19 protein-coding genes are annotated in these 19,312 nt (G+C 61.8%); 10 read left to right on the forward strand and 9 right to left on the reverse strand.

Features of this window, described 5'->3' with window-relative positions; genetic code table 11:
* Window positions 1-524: 524 nt before the first annotated feature.
* Window positions 525-1,556, reverse strand: a complete 1,032-nt coding sequence (radA, locus tag O2S87_RS00910; protein WP_475406917.1) for a DNA repair and recombination protein RadA — start codon at window positions 1,554-1,556, stop codon at window positions 525-527.
* Between the two features lie 146 nt (window positions 1,557-1,702).
* A complete protein-coding gene (gene pspAB, locus O2S87_RS00915) occupies window positions 1,703-2,311 on the reverse strand; it encodes a PspA-associated protein PspAB (RefSeq protein WP_475406918.1) in 609 nt (202 codons plus the stop codon).
* Window positions 2,312-2,507: 196 nt separating this feature from the next.
* Between pspAB and O2S87_RS00920 the strand changes: the two genes are divergently transcribed.
* Genes O2S87_RS00920 through O2S87_RS00930 form a run of 3 tightly spaced genes read left to right on the forward strand, consistent with a single transcriptional unit; the run spans window position 2,508 to window position 5,598 of the window.
* A complete protein-coding gene (locus O2S87_RS00920) occupies window positions 2,508-3,560 on the forward strand; it encodes a TAXI family TRAP transporter solute-binding subunit (RefSeq protein WP_475406919.1) in 1,053 nt (350 codons plus the stop codon).
* Window positions 3,517-5,028 (forward strand): hypothetical protein, encoded by a 1,512-nt coding sequence (locus O2S87_RS00925; protein WP_475406920.1) that lies wholly within the window; start codon window positions 3,517-3,519, stop codon window positions 5,026-5,028. The genes O2S87_RS00920 and O2S87_RS00925 overlap by 44 nt, the downstream gene beginning before the upstream one ends.
* Before the next feature lie 24 nt (window positions 5,029-5,052).
* Entirely contained in the window at window positions 5,053-5,598 is a 546-nt protein-coding gene (locus O2S87_RS00930) for a metal-dependent hydrolase (RefSeq protein ID WP_475406921.1), read from the forward strand.
* Window positions 5,599-5,682: 84 nt separating this feature from the next.
* Here O2S87_RS00930 and O2S87_RS00935 read toward each other — a convergent pair whose 3' ends face one another.
* From O2S87_RS00935 to cheB, 5 genes are all read right to left on the reverse strand, one after another.
* A complete protein-coding gene (locus O2S87_RS00935; protein WP_475406922.1) occupies window positions 5,683-6,546 on the reverse strand; it encodes a CheF family chemotaxis protein in 864 nt (287 codons plus the stop codon).
* A gap of 62 nt (window positions 6,547-6,608) precedes the next feature.
* A complete protein-coding gene (locus O2S87_RS00940; RefSeq protein ID WP_475406923.1) occupies window positions 6,609-7,820 on the reverse strand; it encodes a HEAT repeat domain-containing protein in 1,212 nt (403 codons plus the stop codon).
* 2 nt (window positions 7,821-7,822) lie between these two features.
* A complete protein-coding gene (locus tag O2S87_RS00945) occupies window positions 7,823-8,644 on the reverse strand; it encodes a CheR family methyltransferase (RefSeq protein WP_475406924.1) in 822 nt (273 codons plus the stop codon).
* On the reverse strand, window positions 8,641-10,779 hold the full coding sequence (locus O2S87_RS00950; RefSeq protein ID WP_475406925.1) for an ATP-binding protein: 2,139 nt from the start codon (window positions 10,777-10,779) through the stop codon (window positions 8,641-8,643). Before O2S87_RS00950 ends, O2S87_RS00945 begins: the two co-directional genes overlap by 4 nt.
* On the reverse strand, window positions 10,780-11,862 hold the full coding sequence (cheB, locus tag O2S87_RS00955) for a chemotaxis-specific protein-glutamate methyltransferase CheB (RefSeq protein WP_475407032.1): 1,083 nt from the start codon (window positions 11,860-11,862) through the stop codon (window positions 10,780-10,782).
* A gap of 185 nt (window positions 11,863-12,047) precedes the next feature.
* Between cheB and O2S87_RS00960 the strand changes: the two genes are divergently transcribed.
* From O2S87_RS00960 to O2S87_RS00975, 4 genes are all read left to right on the forward strand, one after another.
* On the forward strand, window positions 12,048-12,506 hold the full coding sequence (locus O2S87_RS00960; protein WP_475406926.1) for a chemotaxis protein CheW: 459 nt from the start codon (window positions 12,048-12,050) through the stop codon (window positions 12,504-12,506).
* Window positions 12,507-12,638: 132 nt separating this feature from the next.
* On the forward strand, window positions 12,639-13,331 hold the full coding sequence (locus O2S87_RS00965) for an RAD55 family ATPase (protein ID WP_475406927.1): 693 nt from the start codon (window positions 12,639-12,641) through the stop codon (window positions 13,329-13,331).
* Window position 13,332: 1 nt separating this feature from the next.
* Window positions 13,333-13,749 (forward strand): DUF8057 family protein, encoded by a 417-nt coding sequence (locus O2S87_RS00970; protein WP_475406928.1) that lies wholly within the window; start codon window positions 13,333-13,335, stop codon window positions 13,747-13,749.
* A gap of 122 nt (window positions 13,750-13,871) precedes the next feature.
* On the forward strand, window positions 13,872-14,495 hold the full coding sequence (locus O2S87_RS00975) for a DUF7504 family protein (protein WP_475406929.1): 624 nt from the start codon (window positions 13,872-13,874) through the stop codon (window positions 14,493-14,495).
* Between the two features lie 345 nt (window positions 14,496-14,840).
* On the opposite strand, the gene O2S87_RS00980 is transcribed toward O2S87_RS00975, so the two are convergent.
* Window positions 14,841-16,016 carry a M48 family metallopeptidase gene (locus O2S87_RS00980; RefSeq protein WP_475406930.1) on the reverse strand — a complete coding sequence of 392 codons (1,176 nt, stop codon included), beginning with the start codon at window positions 16,014-16,016 and terminating at the stop codon, window positions 14,841-14,843.
* Window positions 16,017-16,472: 456 nt separating this feature from the next.
* On the opposite strand from O2S87_RS00980, the gene O2S87_RS00985 reads away from it, so the two are divergent.
* The 3 genes from O2S87_RS00985 to O2S87_RS00995 all read left to right on the forward strand — a co-directional run bounded on the left by O2S87_RS00985 (window position 16,473) and on the right by O2S87_RS00995 (window position 18,338).
* Complete coding sequence (locus O2S87_RS00985; RefSeq protein ID WP_475406931.1) at window positions 16,473-16,796, forward strand: DUF5783 family protein; 324 nt, start codon at window positions 16,473-16,475, stop codon at window positions 16,794-16,796.
* A 46-nt stretch (window positions 16,797-16,842) separates the two neighbouring features.
* Window positions 16,843-17,199, forward strand: coding sequence for a NifU family protein (locus O2S87_RS00990; RefSeq protein ID WP_475406932.1), 357 nt, complete (start codon window positions 16,843-16,845; stop codon window positions 17,197-17,199).
* A 167-nt stretch (window positions 17,200-17,366) separates the two neighbouring features.
* Window positions 17,367-18,338, forward strand: coding sequence for a diacylglycerol/lipid kinase family protein (locus tag O2S87_RS00995; protein ID WP_475406933.1), 972 nt, complete (start codon window positions 17,367-17,369; stop codon window positions 18,336-18,338).
* Between the two features lie 13 nt (window positions 18,339-18,351).
* On the opposite strand, the gene O2S87_RS01000 is transcribed toward O2S87_RS00995, so the two are convergent.
* Window positions 18,352-19,272, reverse strand: coding sequence for an NAD-dependent epimerase/dehydratase family protein (locus O2S87_RS01000; protein WP_475406934.1), 921 nt, complete (start codon window positions 19,270-19,272; stop codon window positions 18,352-18,354).
* Window positions 19,273-19,312 lie beyond the last annotated feature (40 nt).

A 19,312-nucleotide genomic window follows, 5' to 3' on the forward strand; every position in this document is an offset into this window, starting at 1 on the left:
CGACCCTCCATCGACTCACCGAACATGGTTTGACAATCCAGTACTATTCCGCGTCCGATACCTGTGTTTGTGCTCTGAATCACGATAGAGACTCATGGAGCGGATATATATAATGGTGTTCGTTGACAAATGCTGAAATCACTCTTTATTAATAGACAAGCGTCAAATCTTGGATTGGATAATATGTATATAAGGGTGCACATAGTGTAGTTGTACGTCAATATTTGCCGAACAAATTGACATCCGTTTTGACAATACACTGACAGGAACGGACGCAAAACGCGAGCGACACACCCCAGGCGCGCGCAGCCACGTCGACAGCGGCCCTCGTGACTGTGACGGATTCCTACGACTCGGTGACGATGATGAAGTAGGACACTGTCGACGACTACGGACAATGAATGGGAAAATCGTCGACTACCAAGGAAAACCCACCTGTGATGTGAAAACAACAGAAACGAAACCGATGTCGACCTACGATTCGACCAAGCGGAGACGAAACCGAAAATCGGTCTGCTCGTGGCCTATTCGGGCTTCAGACCTTCGTTTTTCACGCGCATGACACCCTCGCCGTCGGCGAGGTTTGGTGCGTCGACGAGTCGAACGATGCGTTTGTCGGCCTTCGACTTGCGGAGGTAGATGCGGAACGTCGAGGTGTGGCCCAGAATGTTGCCACCGATCGGCTGGGTGGGGTCGCCGAAGTACGAGTCGGGGTTCGCCGCCACCTGGTTGGTGACCAAAATTCCGGTGTTGAACAGATCACCGATTCGCATGAGGTCGTGGAGGTGTTTGTTCAGTTTCTGCTGGCGCTCGGCGAGTTCTCCGCGGCCAACGTACTCGGCGCGGAAGTGCGCGGTCAGCGAGTCGACACAGACGATGCGGACGGGCCATTCGGTTTCCTCGTGTTCGCCGGCGAGCTCCTTTGCTTTCTCTGCAAGCAGGATCTGGTGGTTGGAGTTGAACGCCTTGGCGACGTGGATGCGATCGAGGAAGTCGCCGACGAGTGCCTCCATCGTCTCGTCGTCATCAATACTGCCCTCCATTTCTCTGTCTTCGAGGGTCGCTTCGAGAATCTCGTCGTCGAGCCCGCGAACCATGTCGTCGATTCGCTCGGGGCGGAACGTGTCTTCGGTGTCGATGAAGATACACGAGCCGCGAAGCCCGCCGTGTTCGGGCGGTAGTTGGACGTTAACCGCCATCTGGTGGGTAACCTGTGACTTCCCGGCGCCGAACTCGCCGTACACCTCGGTGATCGACTGCGTTTCGAGGCCGCCGCCAAGCAGTTCGTCGACCTCGTCGATCTGCCACGAGAGCTTGCCGATTGTCTCACGGCGTTCAAGCACGGTCGCACCGGTCTCGAAGCCGCCGACGTCCGCGGCGTCACGCGCGGCGTTGATGATATCGGCGGCGGTACTCGAACCGATATCGGCCGTGTTCGACAGTTCGCCAGGGGAGGCGACAGCAATCGACTGGTAGTTTTCGTAGCCAGCGTCGATGAGTTTGTCCGCCGTAGCTGGTCCGACACCGGGGAGAGTTTCGAGATCGTCATCTGCCATTGTACACCGAGATTACCTGCTTTCGTACATAAACCCTCGTTAACTGCACGGTGAAAGTGAAACTGCCCGAGCGTCAAACGGGATTGGTGCGGTCGACAGCGCTCCGTAAGTTGGGGTGAGAAGATCCGGGGCAGCTTCGAGAGAGACTACTCCCAGGGGTAGCGACCGGGCTGGGAGGGCCAGAGCGGATACCAGTAGCGCTCGTCGTCCTCGATCCCCAGTTCGCCGTCGAGCACCGACTGAAGTTTGAACTCGGTTTTGTTGTCGCGTTCGTGGTCGCCTTTCGGAACGAACGGGTAGTAGCCCCCACGCCGGAACGAGTAGATCCAGTAGGCGTGGTCGGTGTCGCTTTTATCAAAGGCGAAGACGGCGGCCAGAAGTCGGGAGCCGTACCCCTGTTCGATGAAAGTATCGGCCGCGAAGTGGATGCTCGTCAGCAAGTCTTCGGGGTCGCTGTCGTCGAGAATCACCCAGTTGTAGCCGTGGTTGTCGGCGTGCTGTCGGTAGGTCGTCCCCGTCTCTTCAGCACCGGCTTCGAGAATCGATTCGACCTCGTCGACCATCTCGCCGAAGTCGGTGCTGTCGACCGACGAGAAACAGAGCGCGGCCGTCCCGGCGTTCTGGTAGCCGAGATCGGCCTCCATCGTCACGTAGGCGGTCGACATGCCGAACAGATCCTCGGGGTCGGCATCGCTGGTCGCGTCGGCCTCGGCGCTGACCCCCAGGATCGACCGCACCGTATCCATCAGTCCCATACGCCACGATTGTCGGCCAAAGCTAAAACCACCGTTGTCTCTGTTTTTGAAACGCTGACTGTCAGCGAGCAAGTTCGCTCTGGCGTTCCAATCAGTTCCCTACTTCTCCCAACGGGAGCCATTACCACAACCGTCCGGTAGCCAAACCGGAGTAAGGTGTATATACCATTGTACGGTGGCACGAAAGCGCAGGGAAATGCCACCACCATCCGGGCACTCACGCCGAGCGGCTCGTGCCGATCTGTCACGCAGACAGGTTCTCGCCGGGGTGTCGACGCTCGCTGCGGGCACGACGCTGGGCTGTCTCGGCGGCGACAGCCAGCGACTCAGTCTCGCTGTCGGCCCCAGCGACAGCCGAAGCCATCGCGCCGGACGTGCGCTCTCGGTCGCTGTCGACCGCCACAGCGACGATCTCACACTGGGCGTCGAATCGGTCGAGGGCGCGAGCGAACGGCTGTACGCCGCCAGCGCGGGTGACCACTCGATCGTCGCCGGCGACAACCCGACCGTCCACCGCGCGTACGAAGACCGCGGCGTATTCGATCTCGATCCGATCGACGAACTCCCCCACCAGGGGTTCGCCTACGGCCGACTCGATCACTACTGGCTGACCGTGGGCGACGAGGTCGACTCGATCGATGACCTCGACGACCAAACCCTGTATCCCGGCCAACCCGGAGAGCCGAGCCGACTGGCGACCGAACGACTCCTCGGTGAGGCCGACCAGTGGGAGGAAGATAGAATCGACAACCGGCCACGCGAACAGGTCGCGGCGGCGCTCGACGACGAGATCGACGTCGTCGTCGGGGTCGAACGTAACGGTCGTGAGCTGGCACCGTGGTGTCGACAGATCGACGAGCGCGCTGGCCAGCGACTCAGCACGGTCGACCCTGGCGATGCGTTCGGCGAAGCCATCGACGAGATACCGACAGCGGCCAGCGCCGAGATCGAGCCGACCGGCTGGGAGCGCGCCGAGTTGGCCGACTCGGTCGACGGCTGGTCGGTGGCGCTCCAGTGGCTCGTTTCACGCGAAGCCGACAGCGAAGCGGTCGCCGAACTGGTGTGGATCGCCCACGAACACACCGAGACGATCCGGACGGTCGACGGGGTGGCGCTCGATCACTCGGATCCTGAAACGCTCGCCCAGAGCGTTATGCGGGCCCATCCGGTCCACGAGGGCGTCGTCTCGGTGTTCGAAGAACTCGATGGCTGGGACGACGACTGGAGAGTCGGTGATGCAGCCGACTGACCAGCGCGTTCGCAGCGAGACGACCATCCAGAGCGACCAGCACGACGACCACGGACTGTTCGTCGGAGTCGGTCGACGTGGGGTTCGGCTGGCGACGGGATTGCTGTGGGTCGCCGTTGGGATATACGTCTGGGTTCGACCCATCGGCACCGAGCCGTACACGGTCGCCGTCGTCGGACTCGCCGTTGGCCTCGGGATCGTGGCGACACTGTTCGGCGATCGGTCGGGATCGGTCGACAGCGAGACCAACTCGAACAACGGACGCCACGAGTCGTGGGGCGATCGCTGGCCGTGGACTGTTCGCTGGCCGTCGGCTGATCGCTGGCCGTGGGCCGAGCGACTCCTCTGGATCGGTTGTCTGGTCGGACTCACCGCAGCGTCGGTTGTACTCGCAGTGTCTCTCGACAGCACGGCCAGCCAGTCGACACTCACACCGATCACGTCGACCACGCTCGTCGCGGCTGTGCTGCTGGCTGGCTGTCTGTTCACTCTCTTCGGGCGTCTCTACGGTGCCACCGCGGGGCTGGTCGCGGCCCTCGGTATCGGCGCCACCGCGGCGAGTGGGTCGCCGCAGGCGGTCGTCGAGACGCTGGTGGTCGGGCACGCGGGCGTCTACGGCCCGCTGACGCAGGCGACCGCGGTGTGGTTCGCACCGGTCTGTCTGCTGGTCGGACTCTGGCGGGCAACTGGCGCGTGTGACCGATGGGTCGACGGGCGGTCGAGACGCTCGCTGCTGGCGCTCGGCTGTGTGGCCGTGCTAATCGCGTGGCAGGCGAGCGGGACCCCGTATTTAACTGTCGGCGGCGCGGCGGCAGGGCCGCTGGCACTGGCGTGGGTGGTCTCGTCGGCCACCAGCGGGCGACCGACCCTCGACGACGCCGAGTGGGGTGGACCCGCAATCATCGTCGGGGTGCCCTTCGCTGTGATTGCCGTGGTGGGTGTGGGGATGGGTCGACCGCTCGGACCTGCACTGGTCGCGGGCTGTCTGGTGGCCGTCGTGGGCTGTGCCCTCGGTCCGTTCACCAGGAGGGTGCCCGGCTCGACCGAGCCATTGCCGGGCGAGCTCCGGGCGGGGGTCGGTGCCGTCGTCGACGGCTCGATGGTCGGACTGCGGCTGTTCGTACGGACAATCGTGCTCGTGGCGACGGTCGGCGGTATCGTCGGTGTCATAGAGTGGACGATCGTCCCGACAGAGCTGTTGGCCACAGTCCTTCTGCTCTCGGTGGGCGAGCCTATCGTGGCTGCCGTCGGACTCGCTTTCTTCTGTGCCCTGTTGGGGGCGGCATTTTCGCTGCTGGCGGGCTATATCCTCAGCGTGCTCGCCGTTCCGCTGTTGCAGTCACTGGCGTCGATGTCGACGCTCACTGCCCATCTCGTGGTCCTGTATGCGGTGGTCGTTGGAGTGGTAGCGGGGCCGTGGATTCGTCGCTGGACTGTCGAACTGAGAACCCGAACAACGAGATTATGAGCGTCGAAGAGCTCTGAACACACGATGTGGCCACTTGGACACGCCGCGGTCGCCTATCTCTGTGCGGTCGGCTACGGTCGCACCCGCCGGACGAGCCCACTGCCGGATCTCAGTATCGTTGCCCTCCTTTTCGGGAGCCAGCTCCCCGATCTGATCGACAAACCGCTGGCGTGGTATCTGGGGGTGCTGCCGACCGGCCGGAGTCTGGCCCACTCGTTGTTGCTGATCGGACCGGTAGTGGCGGTCGGTTGGTGGCTCTCGGCACGCGTCGACCGCCCCGAATACGGCCTGGCGTTCGCAATCGGCGCGCTCTCGCATCTGGCGGTCGACACGCTGCCGGTGGTGTGGGGAGCGGCCGATCCGGCGATGCTGGTCTGGCCCTTGCTCGCGCTCGAACCCTACCCCGACGGTGCGCCGACGATCGTGGCGCTGTTGCTTGACTCGCTCGATGATCCGTACTTCCTCTCGGAGTTCGCTCTCGCGGCGGTCGCGGGGCTCGTCTGGCAGCGCGAGGGATACCCGGGAGTCGCGGCGATCCGACGTCGACTCGCGGCGCTCGATACGAGATAAACGGAGAGCAGATTTATAAACAGAGACGCAGTGTTATAGCGGCTTTATAAAGAGAGACGCGGTGTTATACATAGAAATGCGGCGTCACTGGTCGTTCATCGCTTCGCTGGCGATGTTGCGGCCACGCGAGTTAAGCGTGACTTCGCGGCGAACCCGGACTTCTTCGACGATATCGAGTTCGACCAGTCGCTCGAACACCGATTCGACCCGGTCGACGTCCATGCCGAGAAACGAGGGGATCTCGAACGGCGAAACCCCCGAGTACAGGGCCATCAGCACTTCCTTATCGGACTCCGAGAGGTCGACGTTGGTCTGGCTGCGGCGTTCGCCCTCGGCGAGGAACGACTGGAGGAACATACAGATGCGTTTGGGGCCGGTCAGATGCGTCTGGACGCTGGTTTCGCCTTCGACGTGGGTGACCTGAATGACGACCCGCTTTTCGCCGTCGACCGTTCGCTGTTCGGCCTCGACCGCGCTGATGTCGTCGAGATCCAGCCGGACAAACGAGCCGCTTTTCAAGGCCGCGGCGATGGCGTCGTCTTCGACTTTCAGGCGGGCTTTCTCCCACTCAGTGTCCTGGACGACGCCGCCTGCGACCGCTGGGTGTTTGGCCTGGGCGACCTTCTGATCCAGCATCGATTGATAAATCGAGCGTTGGAACTCCTCGTGGTCGGCCGCCGAAATCAACAGCACGTTGTTGTCGATTTTGAGGCTCAGATAGCTCGAAACCTGTGCGATCGTCTGGTTCGGATCGTGTCGACCGCCGAGACCCTGGATTTTCTGCAGCGGAATCGTCCGCTTGCCATCGTTACTCGCGAGGATGATCCGACGGTTCGACAGCAGAATCCGGCCCTGTGTCCACGAAACGTCGTTGATCGTCCGGCCGTCCTTGACGGCCTGGGCGAACCGTCCTTTGGTATCAAGTATTTTGTACTCGCTCTCACTCATGCCTTGTCACTCCCCCCAACCGGCAGTCGTGACAGACCATTGGAAATGGGGTACCTTAGTGTTCACTGTCGCCCCCGGAACTTCGAGACGGCCGCAAAGGCACGCTTGCGCACCTGTTTGCTGTCGTCCTCGGTGAGTTTTTGGATTTTGTCGGCCGACCGCTGGCCGCCGATCTGGCCGAGCACGTAGACGGCTTTCGCGCGCGCCTCGTCGACCCCGCTTTCGGAGACGAACTCGAGGAGCCGCGTCTCGACGGGCGTGCCGCCCATCTCCGAGAGGCTGGTCGCGGCGAACTGTGCGGTCGCGCTGTCGTCGCTTTCGAGCGCGTCGACGAGCACCTCGATCGTCTCGGGGTCGGGCTCGGAGACGACGCGGCCCAGAAACCAGGCCGCGTTGCGCCGCTGTCGGCGCTGATTACTCTCGTCGAGAATCTCGACCAGCGGCCGAACGGTGGCGGCGTCGGAGTCTTTGAGCTCCGAAACCACCGTCTCGCGGATCTGGTGGCTCTGTTGGGTCGGCGCGTTCGACAACAGTTCGATGATCGAAAACACCGCCGCGCTGCGGACGGCCGAACTCTCGTCGGCCAGCGCGTCGGCCAGTGGCTGGACGGCCGCGACGGAGCCAGCCTGGCCGAGCGAGGAGGCAGCGATCCGCCGAATCGCGGTGTTCGGATCGTCGAGCATCTCCAACAGCGCCGACAGTGCTTGATCGGAGCCAATCGACGCCAGCGCGACCGCCGCCTCGTGGCGGACGTCACCGCTGGGGTCCGAAAGCCGTTCGATCAGCGCCGGTACCGCCCGTGGGTGATCGAGTACCCCGAGCGCCGCACAGCATCGAATCCTGACCTGTGGGTTCTCGTCCGAAAGCGCATTGACGAGCGACGGAATTGCCGACGCCTCGCCGAGCTGGCCGAGCGCGCTGGCGGCCGCCATGCGGAGTTCGGGGACATCGGACGTCAGCGCGTCGGCGAACTTCTTGGCGGTCGCCCAGTCGGCACCCTCGCGAATCTTCGACCCGGTGATTTTGATCAACAGCTGTTCGACCGCCTCCGCACCGATCTTGTCGAGCCCGTCGACCGCGGCCGACCGCACCTCCTCGTTGTCGTCGGTCACTGACACCGAGACGAGCGCCTCGATCGAGTCGGTATCCGAGGTGTCGGCGACCTCGCCAACCAGGCTGGCCGACCGGGCGCGAACCGCGGGACTGTCGCTCTCCAAAAGCAGATCACGCAGGCCGTCGAGATCACCATCGCGCGCGAGATGGTAGAGCGACATACCTACGGCTCCTCCGGCGTGTAGCGGTAGATCCGACACCGCTTGTCGACCGGCTCGAAATCGCCGCGGATCTCTTGGGGGACGGTTTCGGTCATCCCGACGACGAGATAGCCGCCGGTCCGAAGCGAGGACGTGAGCGTGTCGAACACCGGCAGCTTGTACTCGCTGTCGATATAAATGAGCAAATTTCGACAGAAGATCAGATCGTAGTTGCGTTTGGGGCCGTCTTGGACCAGATCGTGGCGCTCGAAACAGATCTCGCGGCGGATCTCGGGTTTGACCGTGAACTCGTTGTCCGAAACGTCGACGTACTGGTCGGGGCTGTCGAGCAGGCTCAGCTCCTCGCCGATATCAGTGGTTCGGGTGGTAGTGTACGTGCCCGCGCGAGCGTTTTCGAGCGCCTCGTCGCTGATATCGGTGCCGATCACCGAGAGCCGCGAGGCGTCGATCTTTCGGTCATCGAGCGCGAGCATATACAGCGAGTAGGGCTCGCGGCCGTCCGCACAGGGCGCACTCCAGGCTTTGACCCTGGAGTTGTCATCGGTCAGCGTGCGGAGGACCGGCCGCAACGCCTCCCACATCTTGCCATTCCGGAAGAAGTTGGTGACGTTGATCGTCAGCGAGTCCATTAGCGCCTCCTTCTCGTCGGGATTGTCCGTGAGAGCCGATAGATACGCGTCGTAGCTGTCGACGCTTTGGCGACGCATTCGGGCGCTGATCCGCCGGTCGAGATACGCCTCGTTGTAGTACTCGGGCTCGAAGTCGACCTCGTCCTGAATATGGCTGATGACGCGCAGAAAACCGTCGGTGTCGGCGATGGTCATAGCGTCACCACGTCGAGCACTGCGACCACGTCACCGTCGCCCAGGACGGCCGTGCCGCTAAGCCCCGGAATCCCGCTCAGAACGCCTTCGAGCGGTTTGACCACAACCTCTTCTTGGTCGATAACGCGGTCACAGTGGAGTGCGACCCGGCGTTTTTCGTCCCTGATCCGCAGCAGCATTCCGTCGCCGTTGACGCTGCTGGGCTCGTTGAGCACGTCACTGAGCCGGAGCACGGGGTAGATGTCGTCGTCGTGTTCGATGATCTCCTTGCCGTTGGTCTCGCTGATCGCCCTCGCGCGGGTTACCTCGGCGATGTTTTTGACCGGAATGCCGTACTCGGTGCCGCCAATCTCGACGAACATCACTTTGACAATCGCCACCGTCACCGGGAGTCGGAGCCGAACGACAGTTCCTTCGCCGAGTTCGCTGTCGACGGTCACCGTTCCGTCGAGCTGTTTGACCGTGTTGTGGACGACGTCCATCCCGACGCCACGGCCACTGACGTCGGTGACCTCCTCGGCGGTCGAAAAGCCGGGGTGGAAGATGAGCTCGTAGATCTCCTGGTCGTCCATTAGCTCCAGTTCCTTTCGGGTTTTGACACCCTTCTCGATGGCTTTCTCCTTGAGTATCTCCTTGTCGAGGCCCGCCCCGTCGTCGGCGACCTCGATGGTGACGTGATCGCGCTCGCGTGTCGCGGTCAGCGACACCGAGCCGGTTGGCGCTTTGCCGACCTCCTCTCGTTTCTCGGGTGGTTCGACCCCGTGGTCGACTGCGTTGCGCAGGATGTGAATCAGGGGGTCGCGGATCTCGGTCAGGATGGTTCGGTCGAGTTCGATATCCGAGCCCGAAACGCTGAAGTTGACTTTCTTTCCCGTCTCGCGGGCCACATCCCGAACAAGTCGTGGGAAGGTGTCGACGACCTTCGACAGGGGGATCAGCCGCATATCCATCGCCGTGTTCTGGAGGTTGGCGGTGATCTTGTCGAGTTCGTCGAGGTTGTCCGAATCCATTCCGGCAGCCTCCATCTCGCGGCGGAGTTTGATCCGGCTCGTCACCAGCTGTTCGACCAGACTGTACAGTTCGTCGAGCTGGTCGACGTCGACCCGCACGGAGGCGATGTTGGTGCCGTCCTTTTTCGAGCGGTTCGGTGCCGACCGGCCATCCGAGGAGTCGTCCGAATCATCCGCCGAGTCGCCGTCGTCACTGTCGGTGGCGTCTGTATCGGCTGTCGAGTCCGCGGTGTCCGACCGGCCGACTTCCAGGCCGACCGCCTCCGAGGCGGTCATCGGCTCGTCTACCACAGTGGTCGCCGGGACGACGGTGACCGATTCGACCTTGCTGAGCGCCTCGAGGCCGCTTTCGATCGCCTCGTCCGACGAATCGACCAGGTAGAGGTCGAACGTCTCGTCGAACTCGCCCTCTTCGACCGTTTCTCGCTCGGGTTCGATAGCGAACGTCTCGTAGGCGTCCTCGACTGCCTGCAACACGAAGATGGCGTCGACGCCCTGCATCGCTGATTCGCCGAGACCGACGGTCGCCCGGAAGACAGCCTGGCCGGTATCGATCTCGGCGTCGACCAGTGACTCCGGCAACTCGATCTCCGAGGCCGCGGCAGTCGACTGCGCGGGCGTTGGGGCCGACTGTGGATCGGCGGTCGAGTCGACCGAGCCGTCGCCGGTCGTTGTGGTCGCGGTTTCGTCGTCGGCAGCACTCGTGGCCGAAGCCGAACCACCGGCGGGCTCGCTGCCGGGGACGGTGCCGGTTTCGATCAACTCGCGGAGATCGGCCTCGATATCCGAGGCGTCAAGCGAGGTCTCGCCGCTCTCGGCGATGTCGTCGATCATCGCGCCGAGATAGTCGACGCCGTCGAACAGCAGATCCATGAGATCGGGCGAGATATCGATCTCTCCGGCACGGATCTCGTCGAGCAGGTCTTCCATCTCGTGGGCCAAATCGCTGACCGACTCGTAGCCCATCGCCGCGCCGTTGCCTTTCAGCGTGTGGGCCGTCCGGAAGATCTGATCCATCGCCTCGGGGTCCGAGGGATCCGATTCGAGTGCTAACAGTGCATTGTTGAGGTCGGTAATGCCCTCCTCGCTTTCGGCGACGAAGGCTTTGCGGTGTTCTTCACTCATTTAAACCAGCTCGCTGATCGTTTTCGCGACGTCGTCGAGATGACAGACAGTGTCGATACAGCCGGATTCGACCGCTCGTTTCGGCATTCCATAAATAACACAGCTCTCTTCGTTTTGGGCGATCGTCCGCCCGCCTGCAGCCTGAATCGCACAGATCCCCTCCGCGCCGTCGGCTCCCATTCCGGTCAGAATCACGCCCGTCAGCGGATCGGTGATCGTCTCGGCGGCCGACACCATCGTGACGTTGACCGCCGGCATTACCGAGTGGCCGAGATCGTCGTCGATCAGGCCGACACGGATCCGGCCGCGACGGTAGTTCGTGATCTCGAGGTGTTTGCCTCCCTTTGCCACCAGCGCCTCGCCAGCGCCGATTCGGGCCCCATCTTCGGCCTCGCGAACCGCATACCTGCTGGCCCCGTCGAGCCGGTCGGCAAACCGCGAGGTGAACGCCTCGGGCATGTGCTGGACGATCAGAACGCGACAGTCGCCGGTCGGGAGGTTGGCCATTACCTGTTCGACCGCGTTCGGTCCGCCCGTCGACGAGCCGATGATGACCGTGCGTGTGTCGTCGAACTCGTTAGCGTCGGCCCGTGGGCTGCCGGTTGGACCGGTCGTACTGGCCGACGAGGAGGTCGCCGCCGGTGTGGCTGGCGTCGACTGGTCGAGCTGACTGGCCCGTTCGAGGTCGGCGTCGGCGACCGTCTGGATCGTCGAGATCAGCTGATCGCCCAGCCGCGAGACGCCCATCGACACCTCACCGCCGGGTTTGGCGAAGAAGTCGACCGCGCCCTTTTCGAGCGCCTCGAAGGTGACCTCGGCGTCGTCGTCGGTGTACGCACTCAACATGAGTACGGGCGTCGGCTGGTCGGCCATAATCCGCTCGACAGCCTCGATACCGTTCATTTTCGGCATTTCGAGGTCCATGGTGACGACGTCCGGCTTCGTGTCGGCGATCACCGACAACGCCTCCTGGCCGTCTTTGGCCTCGCCGACGACCGGAATCCCGCCCTCGTCGAGTAGGTCGGTTATCAACCCGCGCATGAACCGCGAGTCGTCGACGACGACCGTTCGTGGCGTGCGCATCACCCCCACCTCGAAGCCGAGAGTCGAACGCCCAGCCGAGGCTCGCCCGACCGACGTTCGGTTCGCGTTGGCTTGCTCCACATTGTGAGAACGTACATAAACCCCGAGAATAAACCCACCGACCCGATAATCATGGCTGATAATTTATTGGACAGAGTTAACTATTCGAGCCCGACAGAAGGCGTATGGCACAGAGCGAGCCGTCCACTGAGGACGACGCGACCGGTGTAAGCGGCGGTGCGCAGGTTCTCGAGTTCGGTCTCGGCGACGAGACGTACTGTCTGGACATCGACGTCATCGACGAGATCGTCGACGCTGGCCAGCTGACACGGATTCCGAACTCGCCGGCGCACGTCGAGGGCGTCATGGATCTTCGCGGCCGGACAACCTCGATCATCAATCCGAAAACCGTCTTCGACATCGACCAGACGGGCGAACGGAACCGAATTATCGTCTTTGATCCCGACGCGGTTGGTGACCAGGGGACGATCGGCTGGATCGTCGACGAAGTGTTTCAAGTCACTGATATTACGGCCGACGACGTCGACGAGACGACGACTGCCAACGACGAAAACGTCCACGGTATCGTCAAAGGCGACGACAAATTCGTCGTCTGGGTCGACCCAAACATCGTGAGTGAGTGATAAACAATCCTGAATGTTAAGTCAATAATACGGTTGATACCGCACGTCGGTTCGTGTGATCGACGCCGCTTTATTCTCAGTTATGAGAACTGGGCGGGAATGCTTATTTAGAAAAGCCCCACCAGTTGTCTTATGCGTGTCTCAAGCGGCGTCGATGGCTTCGATTCACTCATCGACGGCGGCTTTCCATCCGACCGACTGTACGTACTCAGCGGTCCGCCGGGGAGCGGAAAAACGACGTTTTCGGCACAGTTCATGGCGTCGGGAGCGGCTGCTGGCGAGACAAGCCTCTACGTGAGTATGCATGAGACGCGCAGTGGGATTATTGCAGATATGGCGTCGTACGATTTCGGCTTCGAAGAAGCGCTCGAATCCGACTCGATCACGTTTCTCGACGCGCTGTCGTCGGAGGGTCGACGCTTTTTCGGCGGCCCCGGCGAGAAGATGGATCGGACGAACGTCACGAACCGGCTGGCGGGCTTTATCAACTCCCGAGATATCGATCGGGTCGTCATCGATTCGACGATGTTGCTTCGGTATCTGTTCGATAACAGTGAGACGACGCTGATGCGGTTTCTGACCGCGATCAAACGTACCTCGGCGACGACGCTGTTGGTCTCCGAGATGACCGATCCATCGGCGTACGCCGACGAGCACTTTTTGGCTCACGGTGTCGTCTTCTTCCACAACTACCACGAGGACGACGGCATGCACCGCGGAATCCAGGTCATCAAAATGCGCGGGACCGACACCAACACCGAGATCCATACGCTCTCGTTCGGAGCCAACGGACTCGAAATAACGGCAGGAACGCCGGTGAAATAACGTGTACGAATCGACGTTCTCGGTCGACTGGACGGACCTCCCGCGAGACGAGGCGGTCGAACGTGCCTACGCGCTCGGTGTGGCCGCGGCGTGTGGCTACGACCACCGCGAGGAGTACGGCCAGCTGACCGACGCCGCCGACAGTTCGTACGACCGAAGCCTCATCGAACTCTCGTTCGACCAGGGCCGGAGCCAGGCGCTCCAGTTGGAGGCCTCCGGCAGCGCGTCGGACGAGATATGGAGTCAACTCGTTGACTCCGCACGCGCGTCGACGGCGAAAAGCGAGGGAGCCAACGGCGGGATACCGGACGCACTCGGGCCCGCCGACCTGCTCAACCGAGCCGGACAGGCAGAAGGGCTGCCCGACTCGTTGGGCAAACCATCGTTTTTATCCAAGGATGGTAAAGATAATGCGTAAGCCATCCGTTCGTTCACTCCGTTGGCCCCGCAGTGCGACAGTACCGTCTGGAGACAGCGACCCTCACCTGCCCACCAAACGCACGTGAGTCACCCACCCCTACAGAGATCCCACCACAACACATGTCCGTAAAGGAACTCCCGCTCGCGCCGACGCTCACTGACTCGAAGAGCGTCGTCATTGCTGGCCCTCCGATGAGCGGGAAGTATGACCTCATGCACCGCATTCTCGGCGCTGCAGGCCAGCAGGCGATCGTGCTTTCGACCGGCCACGACGCCGAGCGCGTCCGCACGGATTACACCGAGACCACCGGTCGCGATCCCGATTCGGTCGCCATCGTCGACTGTGTGACCCGCGAACGGGGCGTCGACGTCGACGACAGCGAACTGACGAAGTACGCTTCGTCGCCAAAGAACCTTACCGAACTCGGTGTGAAGTTCACCGAACTCGCCGAGAACTGGGAGTCGGACTCCGAAATCGCAGTGGGGCTCCACTCCCTGTCACAGCTGTTGATGTACTGGGATGCCGATCGGATCTACCAGTTCGTCCGCGTGCTGTTGGGTCGAACCCGAAACCAGGGTTGGCTGACTGTCGCGGTCATCAACTCGACGATGCACGACGAACGCACGCTCCACACCCTGTTGGACCCGTTCGACACGGTCGTCGACACCCGGACCACCGATGAGGGCTGGGAGATGCGGGTTCGTGACCGCAGTTCAGCGCCCTCGCAGTGGGAACCGTTCTAAGGGCTCGAACGCGGTGGCATCCGAACCGTTGTACCCAGTGGCCTGACTATCTGTCTGGAGCGAATACCAACTCAGTTAGGTCCAATCTTTTTGCCCGCTACGGCCATACTACGTAGTAAGGCACCGGGACCACCCACGGGCTGTCTCCCCCCACAGCCGGTGGATCGACCATCCCCCCTAACCCGGTGCTGTGCTGGCCCCGCTATTTGGCTCGGCAGGATTCCCCCTTCTGCCACGCCAGCAATCCCCTCCTTCCCCCGGTTTTACAGGACGAATCCAGCTCCTCTCCACGGTTCTTACAGTACCGCCGTGCGACTGTTCACCCAGTGTCCGTTTGTATCCGTGTTACGAGCGTTCGGCGTCAGCCACGCGCTGCCGTAGGCATTCGATCCGACGCTCGGTCGACGGATGGGTCCGAAACGGACCGGTCGCGTGTTCCCGGTCACTCGGTGGCAGAATGTCGAGTGCGCCGACCGACTGTTCCCATTCGCGGAGATCGACCGACGGTCGCTGGCGCTGCTTATCGATGGTTTCGAGGGCGACAGCGAGCGTCGCTGGCGAACCGGTGAGGGCGACCGCGCCTGCATCGGCAGCCCACTCGCGTCCCCGTGAGAGAATCGCCACCCCGAACTGCCCGTACCATTTGAGCAGTCCGAGCCAGATGTTCAAAACGTAGTCGCCCGGTTTGGTGGGGTTGTCGTCGATCAACTCCTCGGTCATCAACACTGGCATCAGTACCGAGCCCATGATCCGACTATCTGCATTGACGAGATGGCTTACTTCGTGGGCGAGTACGGCTGTCACTTCCTCATTGGAAAGGATCTCGATGAGACCGGTTGAGACCACGATCACGGCCGCGGAGCCAGAGCCGAGTGTGAATGATTCGGGCCGGTCGGAGTCGGTAATCCGAAGCGTTGGGGCTGGTACGTCGGCCTGTTGGGCGAGTCGACGAGTCGTTTCGACGAGCGATGAGTGAGACTCGGCAGCGGGCTCGCTACCGTCGAGAAGTTGGTCGCGGAGCGTACCGACCTCGCGGCGCGCAGCAGCGACCGTCGACCAGATCGCCAACACGGCACCCAAACACAGGATCACCACCAACCCGGAGAACATCAGTTCAAGTGAGGAAAACAGCCGTTCGAGGACCGCAACGGTCTCGACCACTAACGTGTACAGACAGCCGAGCCAGACGAAAAGAATGACCACCGGAGCCCGAGGGAATCGCTGGCTAACTCGGTCGGCAAGCGAGTAGAGGACGGCCCAGCCGACGAGGATAGTAGCTACGAGTGAACTAACTGCAAGCACGGCCGGTGACACCTGGAGAAACGCCGAGAGCCGTGGCACAGCGACGAGAAATTCGGCGAGTCGACCGAACAGGCCGAACAGCACGAGCCCGAGGAGACCGCCGATAACGGTCACAACGAGCGTGACCGCAACCGTGAACGTCCCAAGAATTCCGAGGGCAACGAGTGTACGACAGAGCAACGAGAATCGAAGCCAGCGCGAACCAACTGACAGACGCATATCCAATACAGAGATAAACTACTGCTAAAAATATTGAGGTGAGCTGAAAAGACCACACAAACAGGCGCACAACTTGATTAGTATCAGATCCAGTGATGACCAAATCGATTAGGTTCCGTACTTTTGCCCTAAGAAGCACTACTGTTGTATGAGGTACCGGGATAGCATGACTCGACTGACGTCCCCCCACAGTCGTCTCAACTGACGTCTCCCCCACAGTCGTCATCTGTCCGGTCCCCCCACCGATTCCCCGACCCGGTGCCACGCTCGGCTCTCGTTTCTTCAGTGTGGTCTCGCGATCACTACCATACTCCCACTACCGTTGCCCGGTCACTGCTTGCTTCTACTGACCGATCCCACAGCGGCCACCCCCGTTAGGAGCTATTCGATATCCCAGTATTCGGTTTATCACTAGGGAACCGGCCGCTTTTTTAATTCGGTAGCCAACCGGCTTCTATGACCGAGTTCGACCCCGAGAAGTTCGAAGACAAGTACGCCAACTACTTTCCGCAACTCCAGCGCGCGTACAAGAACGCGTTCAATACGATGAACGACAGCTACGACTCGACGCTGATCCACGCGATCGACCAGCAGGTGCTCAACGAGAGCGAGCCGTTCTACAACCCGGATCGAGAAGGGTTCGACATCGAACTTCCCAACGAGCCGTACGACCGGCTGACGGGCGTGGTCGTCGACCGCGAGACGTTCGCAGAGACGCTCGAGGAGTACGCAGAGGAGATCGATGCCGAGCTCCAGCGGACGTTCAGGTTGTCCGACTGAACAGGCCAACCAAAGGCCTAAGCCTGTTGCATTCCAAAAAGGAGTTATGAGTACGGATTCAGCAGCGTCGGACGAGGACCTCAAAGACCGCGTGGTGAACTTCCTGCGACGGAACTTCCCGCAGATTCAGATGCACGGCGGCAGCGCCGCCATCGAGTACCTCGACCCCGAAACCGGTGAGGTACAGATCCAACTCGGCGGCGCGTGTTCGGGCTGTGGCATCTCGCCGATGACGATCCAGGCGATCAAAACCCGGATGGTCAAAGAGATCCCCGAGATCAACGAAGTGCACGCCAACACCGGCATGGGCGGCCCCGAGATGGGCGAAACCGAAGGGATGAGCCCGTCGTTCCCCGGCGAGACGAGCGACGACAGCAACGAAGGCCCGCAGGCCCCGTTCTAACCCGCTTTTTTATTCTGTCGTTGAAGCACGTTTGAGACGCTGAGCCGATGGGTTTCGTGTTCCAGAAGCGTATATAAACATAAGCCGGTCGACCGCTCATAAATCGTATACTGCGATATAAAATTGCTGCCGGACGCTACTTATGTGTCGCTCGCGTCGACTGCTCCATGAGTACCGCAGGTTCAGACAGCCCCGCCGACCGGCGTCGACTCATCATCAACCCCGTCAGTGGCCACGGCGACCACGTCGACACAGTACACAGACTGGCGACGCTCCACCAGTTTCCGGTCGTCGAAACCGAACGGCGGGGCCACGCGAACGAGTTGGCCAGCCAGGCGGCCGCAGACGGCGTCGACCGGCTGGCGGTGTGTGGCGGCGACGGAACCATCCACGAAGCCGTCGTCGGCCTGGCCGCCGCCGACGCGCTCGATGCCGTGACGCTCTGTGTGATCCCGGCCGGCACCGAGAACATCATCGCCGACGATCTGGGGATCGAGAATTTGGGCGAGGGGTTCGAGGTCGCCGTCGACGGCGAGACAAGACGGCTCGATCTCGGCGTCGGAAACGGCGAGCCGTTCGTCATGTCGGCGATCGCCGGACTGCCAGCCGACGTGAGCGATGCGGCAACCAGCGAACTGAAACAACGGTTCGGCTCGCTGGCGTTCCTAATCGGCGGGCTCAAACGAGGCCTGTCGTTCGACGGCCTCGAGGTCACCGTCGACGCAGGTGCTGACGGTCAGGAAACAGGCGTCGACCATCAAACACCGTGGACGGGCGAGGCGCTCGCGGTGGTTGTCGGGAACCTGCGGCAATTCGGAAAACCGGGCGGCCAGGCGAACGCCGAAGACGGCTGGCTCGATATCGAACTCATCGAAACGATGCCAACAACCACAGCCACCGTCGAGGCCATCGAACAGCGGCTGCTCGATAGGCAAACCCGCCACATCACCGGGTTCCAAACCACAGGCCTGGAAATAACTGCACACACTGACGAACCGATTCGGTTCAGCCTCGATGGCGAGATCCGATCCTTCGAGCACGTCCAGATCGGGATACGACCGCAGGCGCTCCGTATTCGAGTCGGACCGAAAAACAGCGTCGGCGGGGACCGAGACAGAGACGGGGACAAAGACGAGTAAGCAGGAGGGTTCGTTAGGCAGTGTAGCCGGCACAGACTGCGTCGATACCCGCGTCGAACGAGACCTGCGGCTCCCAGTCGACTGCCTCGGTGAGTTTCGTGATATCCGCACAGGTGTCGTGGACGTACACCGACTCGGGAATCGGGTTCGGAACGTATTCCGGTTCGATCCGTCGACCGAGCGCCTCGTTGAGCCGATCGACGACCGTATTAAACGAGTACGACTCGCCGGTTCCCAGATTGTAGATGCCATCGAGCTGGGCGTCGGCCACCTGGACCAGTCCCCGGACGACATCGTCGACGTGGGTGAAATCCCGGGTTTGAGACCCGTCGCCGTAGAGCGTCGGTCGTCGGCCGTGGGCGATGTCGTCGGCGAACTGCGAGATGACGTTGGCGTACTCGCCTTTGTGGGCCTCAGCACCGCTGTAGCCCTGGTAGACCGAAAACAGACGCATCCCGGCCAGCGAGAGATCGTAGTGGGTCGAAAAGTAGTCGGCGTACTGTTCGCGCGCGAGTTTCGAGGCCTCGTAGGCCGTGTTGGCCACCGCGGACATATTCTCGGGTGTGGGCTCGGTGCGATCGCCGTAAACCGACGACGTCGACGCGTATACAAACGTCTCACAGCCGTCTTTCCGGGCCTGTTCGACCGTGTTGACGAATCCCTCGACGTTGACCCGAGCGCCCCTCGATGGGGCGTTTTCGTGCATGTCGTACGACGACAGCGCCGCGAGGTGAAACACGACGTCGACAGCTGTCGGTAGCTCGTCGGAAACCACGGTTGCGTCGTGATACTCGACGTCGCAAGCGAGGTTGTCGGGCGTGCCGAGCGAGCCGTTGTCGACGACGGTCACCTCGTTGGTCTCGACGAGGTGGTTCGCGAGATTCGAGCCGATAAACCCCGCCCCACCCGTGATGAGCACGTCCGTTTGCTCCATACGTTCGAACTGGCTGACGCCCCTGAAAAGCCCACCGTAA

Source organism: Halohasta sp. A2 (assembly GCF_056175805.1).

What these genes read in the sequence shown, in the direction of transcription:
- O2S87_RS00945 (WP_475406924.1), bottom strand. Translation starts at nt 8,644, where the DNA reads ATGACCATCGCCGACACCGACGGTTTTCTGCGCGTCATCAGCCATATT.
- O2S87_RS00960 (WP_475406926.1), top strand. Translation starts at nt 12,048, where the DNA reads ATGGCACAGAGCGAGCCGTCCACTGAGGACGACGCGACCGGTGTAAGC.
- O2S87_RS00920 (WP_475406919.1), top strand. Translation starts at nt 2,508, where the DNA reads ATGCCACCACCATCCGGGCACTCACGCCGAGCGGCTCGTGCCGATCTG.
- O2S87_RS00985 (WP_475406931.1), top strand. Translation starts at nt 16,473, where the DNA reads ATGACCGAGTTCGACCCCGAGAAGTTCGAAGACAAGTACGCCAACTAC.
- pspAB (WP_475406918.1), bottom strand. Translation starts at nt 2,311, where the DNA reads ATGGGACTGATGGATACGGTGCGGTCGATCCTGGGGGTCAGCGCCGAG.
- cheB (WP_475407032.1), bottom strand. Translation starts at nt 11,862, where the DNA reads ATGCGCACGCCACGAACGGTCGTCGTCGACGACTCGCGGTTCATGCGC.
- O2S87_RS00930 (WP_475406921.1), top strand. Translation starts at nt 5,053, where the DNA reads ATGTGGCCACTTGGACACGCCGCGGTCGCCTATCTCTGTGCGGTCGGC.
- radA (WP_475406917.1), bottom strand. Translation starts at nt 1,556, where the DNA reads ATGGCAGATGACGATCTCGAAACTCTCCCCGGTGTCGGACCAGCTACG.
- O2S87_RS00935 (WP_475406922.1), bottom strand. Translation starts at nt 6,546, where the DNA reads ATGAGTGAGAGCGAGTACAAAATACTTGATACCAAAGGACGGTTCGCC.
- O2S87_RS00980 (WP_475406930.1), bottom strand. Translation starts at nt 16,016, where the DNA reads ATGCGTCTGTCAGTTGGTTCGCGCTGGCTTCGATTCTCGTTGCTCTGT.
- O2S87_RS00950 (WP_475406925.1), bottom strand. Translation starts at nt 10,779, where the DNA reads ATGAGTGAAGAACACCGCAAAGCCTTCGTCGCCGAAAGCGAGGAGGGC.
- O2S87_RS00965 (WP_475406927.1), top strand. Translation starts at nt 12,639, where the DNA reads ATGCGTGTCTCAAGCGGCGTCGATGGCTTCGATTCACTCATCGACGGC.
- O2S87_RS00925 (WP_475406920.1), top strand. Translation starts at nt 3,517, where the DNA reads ATGGCTGGGACGACGACTGGAGAGTCGGTGATGCAGCCGACTGACCAG.
- O2S87_RS00995 (WP_475406933.1), top strand. Translation starts at nt 17,367, where the DNA reads ATGAGTACCGCAGGTTCAGACAGCCCCGCCGACCGGCGTCGACTCATC.
- O2S87_RS00940 (WP_475406923.1), bottom strand. Translation starts at nt 7,820, where the DNA reads ATGTCGCTCTACCATCTCGCGCGCGATGGTGATCTCGACGGCCTGCGT.
- O2S87_RS00990 (WP_475406932.1), top strand. Translation starts at nt 16,843, where the DNA reads ATGAGTACGGATTCAGCAGCGTCGGACGAGGACCTCAAAGACCGCGTG.
- O2S87_RS00975 (WP_475406929.1), top strand. Translation starts at nt 13,872, where the DNA reads ATGTCCGTAAAGGAACTCCCGCTCGCGCCGACGCTCACTGACTCGAAG.
- O2S87_RS01000 (WP_475406934.1), bottom strand. Translation starts at nt 19,272, where the DNA reads ATGGAGCAAACGGACGTGCTCATCACGGGTGGGGCGGGGTTTATCGGC.